Origin of the sequence: Capnocytophaga sp. G2, assembly GCF_035282625.1 — a bacterium.
In the GTDB taxonomy this organism is placed as follows: domain Bacteria; phylum Bacteroidota; class Bacteroidia; order Flavobacteriales; family Flavobacteriaceae; genus Capnocytophaga.
This window is the reverse complement of record NZ_JAYKBU010000005.1, coordinates 24,968-40,928: the sequence shown is the minus strand read 5'-3', so window position 1 is coordinate 40,928 and position 15,961 is coordinate 24,968. Positions and strand designations below refer to the sequence as shown.

At 38.4% G+C, this 15,961-nt stretch carries 21 protein-coding genes; 15 read left to right on the top strand and 6 right to left on the bottom strand.

What is annotated here, in order from left to right; translation table 11 throughout:
* Nucleotides 1-4 precede the first annotated feature (4 nt).
* Entirely contained in the window at nt 5-550 is a 546-nt protein-coding gene (locus VJJ03_RS04200) for a hypothetical protein (protein WP_323974014.1), read from the top strand.
* Nucleotides 551-706: 156 nt separating this feature from the next.
* On the opposite strand, the gene VJJ03_RS04195 is transcribed toward VJJ03_RS04200, so the two are convergent.
* From VJJ03_RS04195 to VJJ03_RS04180, 4 genes are read right to left on the bottom strand one after another with little or no spacing between them, the layout of a single operon-like run.
* Complete coding sequence (locus VJJ03_RS04195; RefSeq protein WP_009745004.1) at nt 707-1,543, bottom strand: DUF4476 domain-containing protein; 837 nt, start codon at nt 1,541-1,543, stop codon at nt 707-709.
* Nucleotides 1,540-2,244 carry a CDP-alcohol phosphatidyltransferase family protein gene (locus VJJ03_RS04190; protein WP_323974011.1) on the bottom strand — a complete coding sequence of 235 codons (705 nt, stop codon included), beginning with the start codon at nt 2,242-2,244 and terminating at the stop codon, nt 1,540-1,542. Before VJJ03_RS04190 ends, VJJ03_RS04195 begins: the two co-directional genes overlap by 4 nt.
* Nucleotides 2,245-2,267: 23 nt before the next feature.
* The gene (locus tag VJJ03_RS04185; RefSeq protein WP_323974009.1) at nt 2,268-2,615 is read right to left on the bottom strand and encodes a DCC1-like thiol-disulfide oxidoreductase family protein; all 348 of its coding nucleotides are present in this window, start codon (nt 2,613-2,615) and stop codon (nt 2,268-2,270) included.
* A gap of 3 nt (nt 2,616-2,618) precedes the next feature.
* The gene (locus VJJ03_RS04180) at nt 2,619-3,431 is read right to left on the bottom strand and encodes an FKBP-type peptidyl-prolyl cis-trans isomerase (protein WP_009745001.1); all 813 of its coding nucleotides are present in this window, start codon (nt 3,429-3,431) and stop codon (nt 2,619-2,621) included.
* Nucleotides 3,432-3,772: 341 nt separating this feature from the next.
* Between VJJ03_RS04180 and VJJ03_RS04175 the strand changes: the two genes are divergently transcribed.
* The 3 genes from VJJ03_RS04175 to VJJ03_RS04165 are packed head-to-tail and all read left to right on the top strand — an operon-like array spanning nt 3,773 to nt 5,352.
* Entirely contained in the window at nt 3,773-4,141 is a 369-nt protein-coding gene (locus tag VJJ03_RS04175; RefSeq protein WP_009745000.1) for an RNA-binding S4 domain-containing protein, read from the top strand.
* A gap of 18 nt (nt 4,142-4,159) precedes the next feature.
* A complete protein-coding gene (locus tag VJJ03_RS04170) occupies nt 4,160-4,648 on the top strand; it encodes a phosphoribosyltransferase family protein (RefSeq protein WP_009744999.1) in 489 nt (162 codons plus the stop codon).
* 11 nt (nt 4,649-4,659) lie between these two features.
* Nucleotides 4,660-5,352: a hypothetical protein gene (locus VJJ03_RS04165; RefSeq protein ID WP_323974007.1), complete on the top strand. Its 693-nt coding sequence runs from the start codon at nt 4,660-4,662 to the stop codon at nt 5,350-5,352.
* Here VJJ03_RS04165 and VJJ03_RS04160 read toward each other — a convergent pair whose 3' ends face one another.
* Nucleotides 5,353-6,216, bottom strand: a complete 864-nt coding sequence (locus VJJ03_RS04160) for a geranylgeranylglycerol-phosphate geranylgeranyltransferase (protein ID WP_009744997.1) — start codon at nt 6,214-6,216, stop codon at nt 5,353-5,355.
* 229 nt (nt 6,217-6,445) lie between these two features.
* Here VJJ03_RS04160 and VJJ03_RS04155 point away from each other — a divergent pair, with 229 nt between their 5' ends.
* The 11 genes from VJJ03_RS04155 to VJJ03_RS04105 all read left to right on the top strand — a co-directional run bounded on the left by VJJ03_RS04155 (nt 6,446) and on the right by VJJ03_RS04105 (nt 14,835).
* The gene (locus VJJ03_RS04155; RefSeq protein ID WP_009744996.1) at nt 6,446-7,324 is read left to right on the top strand and encodes a cell division protein FtsX; all 879 of its coding nucleotides are present in this window, start codon (nt 6,446-6,448) and stop codon (nt 7,322-7,324) included.
* A 50-nt stretch (nt 7,325-7,374) separates the two neighbouring features.
* The gene (locus VJJ03_RS04150) at nt 7,375-7,596 is read left to right on the top strand and encodes a DUF3098 domain-containing protein (protein WP_040357935.1); all 222 of its coding nucleotides are present in this window, start codon (nt 7,375-7,377) and stop codon (nt 7,594-7,596) included.
* On the top strand, nt 7,596-8,408 hold the full coding sequence (locus tag VJJ03_RS04145; protein WP_009744994.1) for an undecaprenyl-diphosphate phosphatase: 813 nt from the start codon (nt 7,596-7,598) through the stop codon (nt 8,406-8,408). Before VJJ03_RS04150 ends, VJJ03_RS04145 begins: the two co-directional genes overlap by 1 nt.
* Nucleotides 8,409-8,444: 36 nt before the next feature.
* Complete coding sequence (locus VJJ03_RS04140; RefSeq protein WP_323974004.1) at nt 8,445-9,362, top strand: DUF6263 family protein; 918 nt, start codon at nt 8,445-8,447, stop codon at nt 9,360-9,362.
* 118 nt (nt 9,363-9,480) lie between these two features.
* Complete coding sequence (locus tag VJJ03_RS04135) at nt 9,481-10,470, top strand: MoxR family ATPase (RefSeq protein WP_323974002.1); 990 nt, start codon at nt 9,481-9,483, stop codon at nt 10,468-10,470.
* A 222-nt stretch (nt 10,471-10,692) separates the two neighbouring features.
* Nucleotides 10,693-11,061 (top strand): DUF805 domain-containing protein, encoded by a 369-nt coding sequence (locus tag VJJ03_RS04130; protein ID WP_040358196.1) that lies wholly within the window; start codon nt 10,693-10,695, stop codon nt 11,059-11,061.
* Nucleotides 11,062-11,169: 108 nt separating this feature from the next.
* Complete coding sequence (locus VJJ03_RS04125; protein WP_009744989.1) at nt 11,170-11,538, top strand: DUF805 domain-containing protein; 369 nt, start codon at nt 11,170-11,172, stop codon at nt 11,536-11,538.
* 76 nt (nt 11,539-11,614) lie between these two features.
* A complete protein-coding gene (locus VJJ03_RS04120; RefSeq protein WP_009744988.1) occupies nt 11,615-12,514 on the top strand; it encodes a histone deacetylase in 900 nt (299 codons plus the stop codon).
* A gap of 84 nt (nt 12,515-12,598) precedes the next feature.
* On the top strand, nt 12,599-13,522 hold the full coding sequence (locus VJJ03_RS04115; RefSeq protein ID WP_009744987.1) for an LLM class oxidoreductase: 924 nt from the start codon (nt 12,599-12,601) through the stop codon (nt 13,520-13,522).
* A gap of 5 nt (nt 13,523-13,527) precedes the next feature.
* Nucleotides 13,528-13,950 carry a type II 3-dehydroquinate dehydratase gene (gene aroQ / locus VJJ03_RS04110; protein WP_009744986.1) on the top strand — a complete coding sequence of 141 codons (423 nt, stop codon included), beginning with the start codon at nt 13,528-13,530 and terminating at the stop codon, nt 13,948-13,950.
* 21 nt (nt 13,951-13,971) lie between these two features.
* The gene (locus tag VJJ03_RS04105; protein ID WP_009744985.1) at nt 13,972-14,835 is read left to right on the top strand and encodes a sugar phosphate nucleotidyltransferase; all 864 of its coding nucleotides are present in this window, start codon (nt 13,972-13,974) and stop codon (nt 14,833-14,835) included.
* Nucleotides 14,836-14,844: 9 nt separating this feature from the next.
* On the opposite strand, the gene murG is transcribed toward VJJ03_RS04105, so the two are convergent.
* A complete protein-coding gene (gene murG / locus VJJ03_RS04100) occupies nt 14,845-15,933 on the bottom strand; it encodes an undecaprenyldiphospho-muramoylpentapeptide beta-N-acetylglucosaminyltransferase (protein WP_323973998.1) in 1,089 nt (362 codons plus the stop codon).
* Nucleotides 15,934-15,961: the final 28 nt, after the last annotated feature.

Here is a 15,961-nt window from a genome sequence, read left to right as displayed (position 1 = left end):
AATTATGAAAAAAATAGTATATTTACTCATTGCCTTGCTAATGTTTTCTGCATGTCGCAAGGATAATCACAAAGAAGAAGAGTTTCTCCTTTGCTGTAATACTCCTAATTTATTGGTAAAACTTCAAATAAAGGAGAACTTAATTCCTGAGGATTTATTAGAAAAAGTAGCCATTTATGAAGAAACTTCTGAAGGGAAAGTGAAAGCTAATATAGTTTATAACTTTAAAAAGGACGGAAAGGAGTATAAAATAAAATATTTTAAAAAGGACGGGTATGTAATTTTCTCTTTTAATGTTTTGCATGATATGGATAGAACTTTTGGAGATCGTATCATTAAATTCTCTTTAGAGATTCCAAATAATAAGCCTATTGCTCTTACCTTTAAAGGAAAGTACTATTCTATCCCTGGCTGTTGTTCAGCACCTAGTATCAATCAGGCTTTCCTCAATGATAAGGAATGGAAACCCTTAGAGGAGTATATGAATGCTACATATGAATATCATTATATCCTCCCTGAAAAAATGCTTGAAAAAGAAGAAGCAAAATAATATTTACTTGAGTTACAAAGAGGCTGTCCTTTTCGGACAGTCTCTCTCTTTATCTTGGAAAATCAAAACTACCCACCTCTCACGCACTCATTTCTCTTCTATAATAGGGTATAATACCCAGAGCCTGCTAATTCTATACCCTCTAAATCCATTCGACTACTCTCTATATTTAGCCACAAAGTCCATAAGTGCATTACGGTCGGAATCAAAGTTAAAAACATCATAAACAGTAAAGAAATTGCCCTTATCCGCACAAAGTGTGTAAAGATGTTTTGCCATTTGTAGCTTATCAAAGCTATATAAGGCAAGAATAGGTTTTATCTGAGCACAGGTATATGCAGTATTGCGCTGTTGATTAATGAAAGCAGTTCGGTCACTATCAAAGTGAAACTTACTAAGCGCTCTGTAGAAATTAGCGTACACATCATCGGGCATCACCTGCAGGTGAGGATTCCCTCCTATAGAATGTCCTGCTTGATAAGGGTTATTCCAAATATCATTCCAATCCCCTCCATACCATTGTTTTTCAATAGGGTATACGGCAAGTTCATACAAGCCATACTGTACAAAATAATCCAATACTGTACGGCTATTTTGCTGAGCCATTAGGGTAGTTTGGTATACTAAGAATCCATTTAGATAGATAGAAAGAGGTACCGCTCCTGAACGCACATCAAAGAAGCGAAACTTCCCTGTATAACCACTTATTTGCTGGTCTGCTAAAGTTACTGTGAAATAACCATTATCAGGAATACGCAAAAATACTTCAGAATAGCCATAAGGAGCAGGATTCCATTGATATTGTCCAGGGGAAGTCCTATACTGTTGTAAGTTAGGGCGCTTATACTCCCCTCCTTGTATATCTAACTGAATATGAACCGAATTAATATCAGATGCTTTCGCTTCATTACGAAGCAACTTTCCTATTTTCCCTGCCTCTTGAGCAAAAAGCCCCTGTGTAAGAAGCAAGCAAACTATGGTTATTATTCTCATTTTTCTTTTCTTTTAAAAATATTACTTAAAAGAGAAAGCAATATGTATGCCAAAATGATAAGTGCAAAACCCGCTTCCCTCAAACAAATCAATAGGAGCAAGGATAGGAGCAAGAAAAAATATTTAAGGGCATTCTTTCTTAAGGAAAAATCCTTGAATTTCAGAGAGAAGAGAGAAAGATTACTATTGAGCAAATAGCAACTTAACACTGTTATTAGAAGCGTCCCCCAAAGCGGAAGTGCCTTTATATAAATAGCTTCTTTGACAATAAATCCCAAAGAAATGATAAAGAGCGCATTAGCAGGAGTTGGCAAGCCTATGAAAGATTCGCTCTGGCGAGTATCCAAGTTAAACCGAGCCAAGCGATACGCTGAAGCCAGCGTTATCAGATAGCCTACAAAAGGCACGTAAAAATGGACTATATCTCCGTAAGGTGCTGTATCATAGCTAATAAGCCAATACATTACCTGCCCAGGCACCAAGCCTGAAGTAACCAAATCGGCAAGAGAATCCAGTTGCAATCCTAAAGGAGAGGAAACCCTAAGCCAACGTGCCACAAAGCCGTCAAAAAAGTCAAAAACAATCCCTAAGAAGAACCAATACAATGCCCAATCAAAGGCTTGGGAAATAGCATAACGCAGGGCAATAATACCACAAAAAAGATTCAAAAGGGTAATGAAATTAGGGAGTAATTTCTTCATTATACTAATTTTTTATATCGGAATTATACTTTACAATGTCTCGCATCACAATGCAGCACAGTCCTTCTTATAGCTATTTGCTTATAGAGATAGTCCCCTACTCCTGTAACCTTCCCTAAGAAGAACAAGGGCAGGAAAAGCCAAAGAATCGGTAAGCGTAAGGCAATCCTACAAAGGGTATCATAACCATAACGCCATTTGCCAACTAAGGAAGCCAATTGCTTCTGGGCTAAAGAGAGATCAAAACAAGGGTCTGTAATAGAGGTATCTCTAAGAGGTTTTAGTTCCACCCATCTAAGCCAGTCCCATCGCCTTATCCACGAAGCAAAACGAGTACATTTGGGGCAGTAGTTATCATAGAGGACAAGCATATACTAACATTTGTTGTCATCCAGATAATCAGCCGTACCATTCCCATTACAATCAGGGAAAGTAATAGTTCCGTCCTCATGGTGTCGGATTTCATCAATGGAAGGGATACCATCTCCATCATGATCATATCTTTCTGTCTTGATGAGCTTTATCTCAAAAATTAAAGGTGAATAGGCAGCAACTCCCGAAGAACCGGAGAAATAACCTATTCCAGAAGGCATAAAGAAAATTCCCATCCCTCCATCGGTGGGAGCCACTAAAGTACCATCCCCCTGTGGAATAGCTTTCCCTGTGGAAGAAGCCTTGAGGGTAGCCACCGCTTCACGAAAACCTATGATGGTTCCCCCTACATAAGCACTCGCACGAGTACCTAATAAGTCCATCCAATTCCTCTGAGAGAACTGCATAGAATTATCAAAGGATTTATTCTTAAGAGTAAGCCCATTATATAACACATACGAATGGTCTGCTATCGTTGCCTGTTCCCCTACTCCTTCCTGAAGAATAAGATAGTACATAGTATTCTCTATATAATTCCCATGCTGGTCAGGTACTTTAAGTACCTTCTTCTTTAGGTTGGGATTATTCCAAAGAGAAGTTTTCCCTGCATTCGCCTTAGCGATAGTATCCAATACGAAATTCTTTTGGCTATCTAATTCACAAAAATGTGTTTTGAGATAACGTTGGATATCTCGGTCATTTTCAGGAATCACCTCGGACATCTCGCGTAACTTATTACCATCATCCCCGCTTTTCTTACAGGAAAATAGGCTTACCATGGCAAGGGCAAGCAATAACATAGCTTTCTTTATCATCTTTTGAAAAATAAATACTTAAATTTGGGTGCAAGTTACGAAAAATTCTTGTATTTTTGCATGGCTTTTTCAAACAAATGAATATTATTTTTACAATGTGCTAATTATCAAATACTTAACACGGTCTTATAATGACTACCGAACTCCATTCCCCTCTATGTCAAAAAGCTACATTCTTAACTTTGAGACAGACCTGGAGAAATGCTGGCATTATTGGGAATACCATTACCCTTCCATTCTATGTAACTCTAAGGATTCCTGCCCCATACGGAAGTTAAGGTGATTTTTTGGGACTCAGCCCTAATCTGTCCAAGAGAAAAACTTTAAAATAATAACACTTAATGAGAATAGACAAATACTTATGGTGTGTACGTTATTACAAAACACGCAATATAGCCACAGAAGCCTGCAAGAAAGGACATATCCGCATCAATGGAGAAGCTGCTAAAGCCTCCAAAGAGGTATTCCCTCAGGATAAGATACAAATACGCAAGGATCAAATTACCTATGAAATTGTAGTGAATGACCTCCCAGAATCACGCGTAGGAGCAAAACTTGTAGACCTATACCGAACGGATAACACCCCCCCTGAGGCTTTTGAACAAGCACAGGCTCAACAACAAGCTCAAGAATATTACCGAAAGAAAGGAGAAGGTCGCCCTACAAAGAAAGACCGCCGAGAACTTGAACAGTTCTTAGAGAATGAATAATTACTCAAACCCTTTACTATGACTATTATACTAAATCAAGAGCAGATAGCTCACAAAATCCGTAGAATCGCTTACCAAATATATGAAGCAAATATCCACGAGGAACATTTTATCCTTGCTGGGATTGAAAAGAATGGCTATATATTGGCAGAAAAGCTCTATCAAGAACTTAAAAGTTTCTGTCCTATTCCTATAGAACTATGTAAGGTCATTGTGAATAAAACCAATGTACTCGCCCCTGTTACTACCTCTCTACCTGTGGAGGCTTATACCCATCAGTCTGTGGTATTGGTGGACGATGTATTAAGTACAGGAGCTACCCTCATTTATGGGGTAAAGCATTTCTTGGAAGTGCCTTTAAAACAGCTCAAAACGGCGGTCTTGGTGAATCGTAACCATAAGAAATTCCCTATTAAGGCGGACTTTAAGGGCATCTCCCTTTCCACCTCCTTACAAGAACATATAGAAGTAAGTTTTGAAGGTGCTCCTGTGGCATATCTCCAATAAAAATAGTGATTATGTTAGTGAGTTTACTCCTTATTTTTATCCTGCTGAATTCCATTATCAAACTCAGTTTTTGGAAACTGTGGCAGGTTACCTTATTCGGATTGATTGTAGGAGGGTTCCTCTGGCGGGTATATGATTTTGCCTCAGAACAATCCCAAGTAACTCTTGATCAAATGCTCTCCAATATCAAAATTCTCAGTGATATGGCGGTTTTGGTTACTATAGAGTCAGCCATAGGAATTCTTTTCTGCTTTGTCGCGCTAAGGGATTACTATCAAAATAGAGAAAGCCGATGGACACGGGTGTTAAGGTGGTTCCCTGGTGTACTCATCTTCCCTTGTCTATTCTATGGGCTTGCACAGGCTTTTTTCTACTTCTCCGGAGTGGATTTCCAGACAATAACCTTCATTATTATAGGGATGACTCTATTCTTTATCATAGCAGGAGCTAAAGCTATCGCATGGGCGCTTCCAGAGAGGGACTTGCGATTGGAAGTACATTTTTTGATGAGTATTTTTGTAACCCTTTTAGGTCTCGCTTTGACTGCCAGTGGGCAAATTATCTATGTACCTAAAAGTGAACCTTTAAACATCCTTCTACTCAGTCAGATATTTCTTTTCTTTATAGCACTTTTCTCTTTGGGCTTCTTCCTAAATAAGTTCTATTGGATATGGAAAAGCAAAAGGAACAAATCCTCAAAATAATTATCTTCTTATAAGAACAATACAGAAAACACCTACCACTATAATAATCTTAAGCAAGTTTCTTAAGAAGGCATAATGTACCTCCGTCCTACTCTTCCAAAGAATAGGGATAAAAACACTAATAAGCAGGATAGCCGCAAGTATAAAATAATACTTCATAGCTCCTGTATCGGGAAAAGCGGTGAGAAAGTAAATGCAAATGAGAGTAAGCCCTATAAGAACTGAAATAAGCTGCTTGGAACTCTTCTCCCCATAGTCCGTAGCAATGGTATGATAGCCTAAAGCAAAGTCCCCCTTGATATTCTGGAGGTCTTTTACAAAGTCCTTTGCCAAAAGTAGATAGTACAAGAAGGCAGCATGTACAAATATAATCTTTTGAAAATTATGATAATAAACAAAGATAGCAAAGAAAGGTATAATAGAGAGTATTCCTGATACAATATTACCTACCAAAACTATTTTCTTCAATCGGTGGGAGTAGAACCACATCATAAAGATATAAATAGAAAAAAAAAGTACTGCACGGAAGGATACATAACTTGCCACAATCACCGAAAGGAAGTTAAGGATAAAGTAGAGGGTCAGTTGGGTATTCTGCCCTACTAAGCGCTGAATCATAGCGCGTGTAGGTTCATTAATCAAGTCCTTCTCTTTATCATAAAAGGCATTAATAATATATCCTCCTGCCACAGCTAAGGCTCCTGCTAGCACAATAACAAAAAGATGCCTGTCAAAGAGTACTTGCCTTATCGGACGCTTGGAGAGGATAAAGATAGCCGTCAGGTATTGGGCAATACATATCATGAGAATATTATATCCCCTAACTACAGAAAAAAGCCCTAAAAACTTTGAAAAAGGAAACATGAATTATTGATGAATTGTTGATGATCTCATGATGAGCCTTTGGCTTGCAAAAGTAAGAATGATTTTTTAGAAAAACAAATTTTAAAAACAAATATACACACCGCACCCACTCACTCTTCATCTTAAAAAAAATTAACAAAAGTTAAAGTTTTGTGTATTTTTCAGAGAGTATATACCAGCTAAGTAAAAATTACTACTTTTACACTCATTTTCAAAACATACATAAAAAGTGCATACCCGAACTGAACGTTATAATCGCAGGAAACTTATCTCTTCCTATTTTTCTGTTACTCTGAGTATTACTCTGGTATTATTTCTCTTGGGTATTTTGGGATTTCTAATGATTAATGCCAAGAACTTTACCGATAACTACAAGGAGAACTTAAGTATGTCCATTTTCCTAAAGGATACTGCCAAAGAAGCAGATATACAACAACTACAGAAAGAGCTCTCTGTAGCTGAATATACTAAGAAGATAAGCTTTATTTCCAAAGAAGAAGCAGCCCAATCCTTCAGTGAAGAATTAGGAGAGGATTTTATTAGTGTTATAGGAGATAACCCCTTGCAAAATTCCTTCGACCTAAACCTAAAAGCCGATTATGTAAATCCTCTGAAGATGGAAGAGATTAAAGAAAATATCCTACAGAATGCTTCTGTGAAAGAAGTATACTATGATAAGGCTTCCGTGAAGAAGATACACAGTAATATCCAGAATGTTAGCCTAATTATACTGAGCATTTCTATTATCTTTACCTTTGTAGCAATGCTCCTTATCAATTCCTCCATACGGCTTTCCGTATATTCCAAACGGTTTATTATCAAGACTATGCAACTGGTAGGGGCTACTAAAGCTTTCATTCGTCGCCCTTTTGTGATTACCAATATATGGTTAGGACTCTTAAGTGCTATACTCGCATGTATAGCCCTTACAATATGCTTGTACTATCTAAATCAATCATGGCCTGAGCTGGATATCTTCACTCGTACGAACGATTTTATTCTCGTATTCGGAGGACTGTTCATTATAGGAATATTCATCAGCTGGATCAGCACTTATTTTGCTGCACAACGCTTCTTGAACCTACATACAGACGAACTCTATTACTAATGAGAATGTAAAGAAGTAAAAATTAGAATTCAAATTTAAAAACTAAAAAAGTGATTTTTAAGAAGAAAAACTACTTGTTAATGCTCCTTGGTTTGGGGCTTATAGCTGTGGGCTTCCTCACTATGAGTGGAGGAGGTAGTGATGACCCAAAAGTCTTTAATCCTGCTATTTTTAGCTTCAGACGTATCAGCCTTGCTCCTGCCTTAGTTCTCTTAGGCTTTGGAGTAGAAATATTTGCCATTTTGTATACGGACAAAGAAAAAGAAAGCTAATGGACTTACTACAAGCGATTATCATTGCCATTGTGGAGGGACTCACCGAGTACCTTCCTATTTCCTCCACAGCTCACATGATCTTTACCCGTGAGCTAATGGGCTTACCCGAAGACGATTTCTTCAAGATATTTGCCTTATGTATACAGTTTGGAGCTATTTTGGCAGTAGTAACCCTCTACTGGCGTAAGTTTCTGGACTTTAGTAAATGGCAGTTCTATTTGAAATTAATCTGTGCCGTACTACCTGCCTTAATACTGGGTAAGCTCCTTGATGATTATATAGATTCTGTCATGGGAGCCCCTGTATATATTGCTATAATGCTTATCGTAGGGGGGATTGTCCTACTTTTTATAGATCGTTTCTTTCAGCACCCAACTATATTACATGAGAAGGATATCTCTATTAAGAAAGCGGTCATTATTGGTCTGTGGCAGTGCTTGGCTATGATGCCTGGCACAAGTAGGTCAGCCGCTTCCATCATTGGAGGTATGCAACAGAAACTCTCTCGGGAACTTGCCGCAGAATTTTCCTTTTTCCTTGCAGTACCTACGATGCTCGCTGTAACGGTATATTCCTTATTCTTAAAGCATTATCAGGGAAGTGGAGAATCTCTAAAGGGATACCAGCTCCTTGCAGATAACTCCGATAAGCTTTCCATGTTCCTCATTGGCAACATTGTGGCTTATATTGTGGCAATCCTTGCTATCAAGGGATTTGTGAACCTAATCAAGAAGTATGGCTTCTCACTATGGGGATATTATCGCATTATAGTAGGAGGGATTCTGCTCATTTTTCTGTTGAATAAATAAATCCTCATAAGGGAATTCATCATTAAGCCTTTTATTATGAAGTATCTATTATTCTTTCTTCCTTTTTTAGGATATGCTCAAGCAATAGACCTAAGCTTATCGCTCAATCCTAGGGAGAAATATTACCAAAATATCCTCTCAGAAGTCTCATCAAAACAAGAAATTGAGGGGGCTCAAGTAGAAACAAAAGCTCGTAGTGAGGTACGCATACGCTATACAGTGGGTAGGGAAGATAAGATGATCTACCCTATGAGCCTTCGCTATGAACAAGCCTCCCTACAGATGGAGACAAAAGTGAATGGCCAGGTAATGCCACTGGGAAAGATTCCTGATTATACCAACCAAGCAGCCAAAGAACTTTGCAAGCAACCCCTTAAGGGAGAACTTAGTACTAAAGGAAAAATAGTAAAACTCTCGGAAACAAAACCTCTTATAGAACGTGCTATGAAGCACCTCGAAAAGAAACAACCTAAGGATGCCCCCTTAACCTCTTTTGAAAAACAACAAGTACAAGCTCAGTTGGAAGCTGCCTTCTCAGAGACCACTTTACAGTCCAATCTCTCCAATGTACTCTCTGTCCTACCTCGTCAAAGAGTTCATGTAGGAGATAGCTGGGAGATATCCTCCTTCCTCTCCAAAGAGATGAATGTAAATATAAAAACTCAATACACTCTTATGGAGGCAACAGAACAATCCCTTTATATTCAAGGAAAGGCAAAAATAGCAACCAACAAAGAAAAAGTAATCCTCCAACAGGGACAATATGTCTTCTTCACTATGAATGGAGAAATTATCATTCACATTTGGCTTGACCCTTCTTCCCGATGGATACAGAAAGCCTCTGCAGAACAAACCCTCAAAGGAGAAACAGAAGTAGAAGGGGATCTCTCTCATCAGAAAGGAAAAGTGATTCCTTTTGAGAGCAAATCGGTTATCAAAGTAAATATTCAATAACAAAAAAATGAAAAAATAACTTTTCTTTTCCCACTTTTCACTTTTTACTAACAGTTAAATTGAAAAAAAAACAATAATTTAGCAACCTGATTTAAATACAAACAAATATTTTGAGATTATGAGTGTTGACATTAGTCATATTAATGAAAAAATAGAGCGAGAAAGCGTATTCATAGAAGCACTTAGCTCAGAGATGTCCAAAGTAATTGTCGGACAAAAACACATGATAGACACCTTGCTTATAGGGCTTTTAGGTCAAGGACACATCCTTTTAGAAGGGGTGCCAGGTCTTGCGAAAACCCTTTCTATCAATACTCTTGCCAAAGCGGTGCATGGCTCCTTCAGTAGAATCCAGTTCACCCCTGACCTACTCCCTGCCGATGTAATAGGTACTATGACTTATAACATAAAGCAAAATGAATTCTCCATAAAAAAAGGACCTATTTTTGCAAACTTCGTACTTGCTGACGAAATCAACCGTGCCCCTGCTAAAGTACAATCAGCCCTCCTTGAAGCAATGCAGGAGAAGCAAGTAACCATAGGCGATACCACCTTTGTCCTTGATAAACCTTTCCTTGTAATGGCTACACAAAACCCCGTAGAACAGGAAGGTACTTATCCTCTTCCTGAAGCACAAGTAGACCGTTTTATGCTTAAGGCTGTTATAGACTATCCCAAATTGGACGAGGAACAGTTTATCATGCGCAATAACCTTTCTGGAGAACAAAAACCCGTAAATCAGGTAGTAAGCCTAGAAGAAATATTGCATGCCCAACAGGCTGCCAGAGAGGTTTATATGGATGAAAAGATAGAAAAATATATCCTTGATATTGTCTTCGCTACCCGTTATCCTGAGAAATATAATCTCCCTGACCTTAAGGGACTGATACAGTTTGGGGCTTCTCCTCGTGGAAGTATCAATTTAGCGATTGCAGCTAAATGCCATGCCTTCATTCGCCGCCGTGGCTATGTGGTACCAGAGGATGTGAGAGCCGTAATCTTTGATGTACTACGCCACCGTATAGGCATCACCTATGAGGCAGAAGCTGAGAATATTAATTCTGTAGAAATCATCAATAAGATTATCAATACAGTAGAAGTACCTTAAAAAGAATTTCTTAAATAAGACTCCCTTTCATCTGGAAAGAGAAAGGTACTGATTGCTTCACAAGTTACTGGATTAATCCTTTCAAAGGAAAAACATCTAAAATTAGCTATATTTAAGTGACTATAATGTATACGAAAATATAAAAATTTGTTGGATGTTTTATCTATTTTTACTAATTTTGCAGTGCCATTAAATTCCAAAGAACAAGAAAATTATTTTGTTATGGAGTTTTTAAATAAATATTTTGTAGAGATCTGCTTAAAGAAATTTGCGGACTTTCGCGGACGTGCCAGAAGAAAAGAGTATTGGATGTTTACCTTATGCACAGTCATTCTTCTTGTGGGAATAGATGTTTTAGGTATTATTCTATCAGGACTCTCTCCTTCTTTAGGGGATATTTTTATGGTATTGGTAGGCATCTGTATACTAATTGTCATTCTACCTAGTATTGCTATCTCTGTGCGTCGAGTACATGATTGTGGGAAGGATTGGTGGTATATCCTTATCCCTATTTATAACCTTATTCTTATGTTTACAGAAGGTAACAAAGGAGAAAATGCTTACGGTGCTGACCCTAAAGCAGGTGAATGATAAATTTTTATAATAATATTTGTTTAATTCATTTATTTATCTTAAATTTGCCTGTCAAAAAAGCGGAAACCGAAAAGCTAATAGAGTAGGTGTAAAAAAGTACACAACATGGAGCAATTTAACAAGTATTTTGTAGAAATTCTTACAAAAAAGTATGCTGACTTTAAGGGAAGGGCGAGAAGAAAAGAGTATTGGATGTTTTTCCTATTTACTTTTATTATTTTCTTTATCCTTGGCTTTTTAGCAGGAATGTTAGGTGCCATCTCCCAGACATTAGGAAGCATATTTTCAGGAATCATGGGGCTAGCATATCTTGCTATCTTAGTTCCTAATATTGCTATTTCTGTACGTAGGGTGCAAGATTGTGGAAAAGATTGGTGGTATATCCTCATTCCTATCTATAATCTTATCCTAATGTTTACAGAAGGTGATAAAGGAGAAAATGCTTACGGTCCTGATCCAAAGGCAGGAGAATAAGCTACAAAAGTAACCGTACAAACCGTCTCATAAGGGACGGTTTTTTTATCTTTAAAAAGAATCGTTTTTTATACAAATGATCGCATTTGACCCTATCTATACATATCCTGTGCCTGAAAATCATCGTTTCCCAATGGAGAAATATGCCCTTTTACACGAACAACTCCTCTGGGAAGGAGTGGTACAGAAGCAGGACTTCTTCTCTCCTAAGAAAGTATCTTTTGCTAGTGCTACCCTTGTACATAGTCCACAATATGTAAAGGATTTTATAGGATTAACCCTTGATGAGCGTACCCGTATTCACATAGGTTTTATACAGAGCCAGCAGCTTGTGGATAGAGAACTCACCTTAGTACAGGGAACCATTGATGGTGCCTTGTATGCATTGGAGGATGGAATTGCCTTCAACATAGCAGGGGGTACTCACCATGCTTATTCCAACCGAGGCGAAGGTTTCTGTATGCTTAATGACCAGGCTATAGCAGCGGCTTATCTGCTCCAATATAGGAAGGCAAAGCGTATTCTTATCATTGATCTAGATGTACATCAGGGAAATGGTACCGCAGAAATATTCTCACATACTCCTGAGGTTTTTACTTTTTCCATGCATGCCAAAGGTAACTATCCCTTTGTTAAGGAACAATCCGATATGGATATTGAATTGGAAGATAAAACCACCGACACAGTATATCTTTCCCTCTTGAAGGAGGCACTTACTAAGCTCTTTGAGAAGCATCAGCCTGATTTTGTCTTTTACCAATCGGGGGTGGATGTGTTAGAGAGTGACAAATTAGGAAAGCTGAATCTCAGTATAGAAGGATGTGCTGAGCGTGATAAGCTCGTATTTGAGCAATGTAAAAAAAGACAAATCCCTATACAATGTAGTATGGGAGGAGGCTATTCTCCAAGATTATCCATCATCCTTACAGCACATACAAATACTTTCAAAGTAGCTAAACGTGTTTTTGATATTTAATTTCAATTTTTAAAGAAAAAATTGTACCTTTGCCCAATATTAAGAGAAAAGTAAAGAACTCAGAATTAAAAACTCACAACTTATATGATAGCAACAGACAAACTTTCCCTTGGAATACTTTTCCCTATAGAAGCCTTTGAAGGACCTATCCCTCGCATGAACAAAGAGGAACAAATCAGTCTTGCTCTACAAGCAGAAGAATTGGGTTTTGATACACTCTGGGTAAGAGATGTACCTCTCTTCGATCCCAATTTCCGAGATGTTGGGCAAATATATGACCCCTGGGTATACTTATCCCATATAGCAACCCTCACTAAGAATATTAAGATAGGTACCGCCAGTATGGTACTTCCCTTACGACATCCTATCCACTTTGCCAAAGCAGCCGCTAGTGTGGATTGCCTCTTCCCTAACCGATTGCACTTAGGAATAGCCTCTGGAGACCGTGCTATAGAGTACCCTGCCTTCAATAAGCCTTATGAGAATCGCAGCATAGATTTTATGCGACAAATGGAGACCATCCGTACTTTCTGGAAAGAAGATTTCCCAAAATATGATACTCCCTTTGGAAAATTGCAAGGAGAAGCCGATGTAATTCCTAAACCGCTGAACAGAAATATCCCTATGTACATCACTGGGCATGCAGGAGGTATTAATCTAGACTGGATAGCCCAGCATGGAGATGGTTGGATATATTATCCTCGAGAGTTCGCCTATACCAAGAATATCATCCAGAACTGGAAAGAAACCCTCAAAAAGCATAACCAGCCTAATAAGCCTTATATACAGCCTCTGTATATTGACCTTGTAGAGAATCCTGATGCTGAACCTATCAATATAGAACTCGGCTTCCGCTTAGGTCGCAGTTATCTCCTTGACCTACTACAGACTTTACAATTCATGGGAGTAAGTCATGCTATTTTCATTCCTAAGTTCTGCTCCAGACCTATGAATGAGGTATTAGAAGAAATTGGCAAAGAAGTACTTCCCTATATTAATGAAGACTAAGAAGGATGAAACTTATCATTATTCATGGACCCAACCTTAACCTGTTAGGGAAAAGAGAACCTTCCGTATATGGAGAAGGCACCTTTGAGTATTTTTATCAAGGGTTATGCAAGGATTATCCTGAAGTAGAATTCTCTTTCTTTCAGTCCAACCATGAGGGAGCCCTTATAGATAAGCTTCATCAAGTAGGTTTTTCCTATGAGGGAATTATTCTCAATGCAGGAGCCTATACCCATACCTCAGTAGCTTTGCAGGACGCTATCCGTAGCATTACGACCCCTGTGGTAGAAGTGCATATTTCCAATACTTTTGCACGAGAGACTTTTCGGCATCATTCTTTTATCTCCCCTGTAGCTAAAGGTATTATTATAGGTTTTGGAATAGAAGGCTATCGGCTTGCTGTTGAAAGTTTTTTACAAAAGAAATAAATTATTGAATATTTATAACCTATGAAGATAACCTTAGCCATTCTTGCCGCTGGACTTGGATCCCGCTTTGGGGCAGATAAGCAAATAGAACCCATCCACCAGCGTGCCATTCTATTGGATTACTCCATCTATGATGCTCTTAGAGCAGGCTTTGATGAAGTTGTTCTCATTATTCGTAGTGAGATAGAAGCGATGATGAGGGCGCATTTCAAGGACAGATTCCCAAAAGCAAAAATCTCTTTTGTATTTCAGGATAGGCTTACTCCCAAATACTTAGAGCGTAAGAAGCCTTGGGGAACAGGACATGCTCTTTTGTGCCTAAAGGATAGTGTGAAAAATCCTTTCCTTATTATCAATGCTGATGATTTTTATGGAAAAGGAGCCTTTTCCATGATGGCTGAGGCTTTGCGTAAAAAAGAGGAAGGTGTCTTCTACTCTGCTGGATATAAGTTGGGGAATTCTTTGAGTGAAAATGGAACTGTTTCACGAGGTATTTGCTCAACAGATGATAAGAATAACCTTATAGAAATACAAGAGCATACCAAACTTCGCAAGAGTAACCCCCATGAAGCCATTGATGAGGCTACGGGAAATCTATTTCCCCTCTCTACTTTTGTCTCTATGAACTTCTGGGGATTTACCCCAGATATCTTCCAGATAGGAATTCCTCTTTTTGAAACCTTTATTAAGGAAAACAAAGAAAACCCTACTGCAGAGTTCTATATTCCTACCTTAGTAAGTGAAGCTAAGCATCAAGGATATGTGATAAGAATACTCCCTACCGATGAGGTTTGGTTTGGCATGACTTATCGGGATGACCTACCTTTGGTAAAAAAGGAAATAGAAACGCTTACTGAAAAAGGGATATACCCTAATGAGGTATAGGCTAAAATACTATATCTTGTCCTTTATCTTTATAATTTGATCAATGATTTCCTGAGTAGCCTGCGGATGAGCAAGTTTTTTGAAGTTTTCAGAGAGTTCTTCCCTTTTCTGTGCATGCTGGTGTAACTCATCAAGAAGAGAGAGAAATTGTGTTTGTATAGCTGTTTCTTTAAGTAAGAGTGCAGCATTCTTATCCACTATAGCTTGTGCATTTTTCCTCTGGTGATCTTCAGCTACATTAGGAGAAGGAATAAATATAACAGGTTTCCCTACGACCGCCAATTCACTTACAGTACTAGCCCCTGCACGAGAAATAATAATATCAGCAATGCTAAAAGCAGCTTTCATATCTTCAATAAAAGGCACAATACGCACCTCTTGAGACTCCCTTCCCTTATATTCTTCATAGTAGAGCTTTCCACACTGCCATAGCACCTGTATCTTTCTTTCTTTAAAATCCGTCAGATAAGTATCTACTAATTCATTTATTTTTCGAGCTCCTAAGCTTCCTCCTAAGACTAAAAGCGTAAAGACAGTTGGATCAAGAGAAAAATGAGCAAATGCATCCGTATCCTTATTCTTGAGTTGTATTAAGTCCTCCCGTATGGGGTTCCCTGTAAGGAAAATTGGTGTATGGGGAAAAAATCGCTCCATCTGTTCATAAGCAACAAAGATACCCTTGGCTCCCTTGTAAACCCACTTATTGGTTATTCCGGCATAGGAATTCTGTTCTTGAATAAAATAAGGTACTCCAAGCCACTGTGCCGCCTTAAGAGTAGGTGCTGAAGCATATCCTCCTGTCCCTATGACTACATCGGGCTGGAAGTCCTTAATGATCTTACAGGCTTTCCACAAACTATACAGTAGCCTAAAAGGGAAGAACAAGGTATCCAGACTTATCTTACGCTGGAGTCCCCGAATAGGGAGTCCCACTATGCGATACCCTTCCTGAGGCACCTTTTGCATCTCCATTTTTCCTTGTGCTCCCACAAAAAGAAACTCTGCATTAGGATATCTCCTCTTAAGTTCATTAGCAATAGCTATGGCAGGATAAATATGCCCTCCTGTACCTCCTCCTGAGAGGATAAACTTTTTCATTTTTTATTCTATTTTGGTGCAAAGGTAC

What these genes read in the sequence shown, in the direction of transcription:
- VJJ03_RS04200 (WP_323974014.1), top strand. Translation starts at nt 5, where the DNA reads ATGAAAAAAATAGTATATTTACTCATTGCCTTGCTAATGTTTTCTGCA.
- VJJ03_RS04195 (WP_009745004.1), bottom strand. Translation starts at nt 1,543, where the DNA reads ATGAGAATAATAACCATAGTTTGCTTGCTTCTTACACAGGGGCTTTTT.
- VJJ03_RS04190 (WP_323974011.1), bottom strand. Translation starts at nt 2,244, where the DNA reads ATGAAGAAATTACTCCCTAATTTCATTACCCTTTTGAATCTTTTTTGT.
- VJJ03_RS04185 (WP_323974009.1), bottom strand. Translation starts at nt 2,615, where the DNA reads ATGCTTGTCCTCTATGATAACTACTGCCCCAAATGTACTCGTTTTGCT.
- VJJ03_RS04180 (WP_009745001.1), bottom strand. Translation starts at nt 3,431, where the DNA reads ATGATAAAGAAAGCTATGTTATTGCTTGCCCTTGCCATGGTAAGCCTA.
- VJJ03_RS04175 (WP_009745000.1), top strand. Translation starts at nt 3,773, where the DNA reads ATGAGAATAGACAAATACTTATGGTGTGTACGTTATTACAAAACACGC.
- VJJ03_RS04170 (WP_009744999.1), top strand. Translation starts at nt 4,160, where the DNA reads ATGACTATTATACTAAATCAAGAGCAGATAGCTCACAAAATCCGTAGA.
- VJJ03_RS04165 (WP_323974007.1), top strand. Translation starts at nt 4,660, where the DNA reads ATGTTAGTGAGTTTACTCCTTATTTTTATCCTGCTGAATTCCATTATC.
- VJJ03_RS04160 (WP_009744997.1), bottom strand. Translation starts at nt 6,216, where the DNA reads ATGTTTCCTTTTTCAAAGTTTTTAGGGCTTTTTTCTGTAGTTAGGGGA.
- VJJ03_RS04145 (WP_009744994.1), top strand. Translation starts at nt 7,596, where the DNA reads ATGGACTTACTACAAGCGATTATCATTGCCATTGTGGAGGGACTCACC.
- VJJ03_RS04140 (WP_323974004.1), top strand. Translation starts at nt 8,445, where the DNA reads ATGAAGTATCTATTATTCTTTCTTCCTTTTTTAGGATATGCTCAAGCA.
- VJJ03_RS04135 (WP_323974002.1), top strand. Translation starts at nt 9,481, where the DNA reads ATGAGTGTTGACATTAGTCATATTAATGAAAAAATAGAGCGAGAAAGC.
- VJJ03_RS04130 (WP_040358196.1), top strand. Translation starts at nt 10,693, where the DNA reads ATGGAGTTTTTAAATAAATATTTTGTAGAGATCTGCTTAAAGAAATTT.
- VJJ03_RS04125 (WP_009744989.1), top strand. Translation starts at nt 11,170, where the DNA reads ATGGAGCAATTTAACAAGTATTTTGTAGAAATTCTTACAAAAAAGTAT.
- VJJ03_RS04120 (WP_009744988.1), top strand. Translation starts at nt 11,615, where the DNA reads ATGATCGCATTTGACCCTATCTATACATATCCTGTGCCTGAAAATCAT.
- VJJ03_RS04115 (WP_009744987.1), top strand. Translation starts at nt 12,599, where the DNA reads ATGATAGCAACAGACAAACTTTCCCTTGGAATACTTTTCCCTATAGAA.
- aroQ (WP_009744986.1), top strand. Translation starts at nt 13,528, where the DNA reads ATGAAACTTATCATTATTCATGGACCCAACCTTAACCTGTTAGGGAAA.
- VJJ03_RS04105 (WP_009744985.1), top strand. Translation starts at nt 13,972, where the DNA reads ATGAAGATAACCTTAGCCATTCTTGCCGCTGGACTTGGATCCCGCTTT.
- murG (WP_323973998.1), bottom strand. Translation starts at nt 15,933, where the DNA reads ATGAAAAAGTTTATCCTCTCAGGAGGAGGTACAGGAGGGCATATTTAT.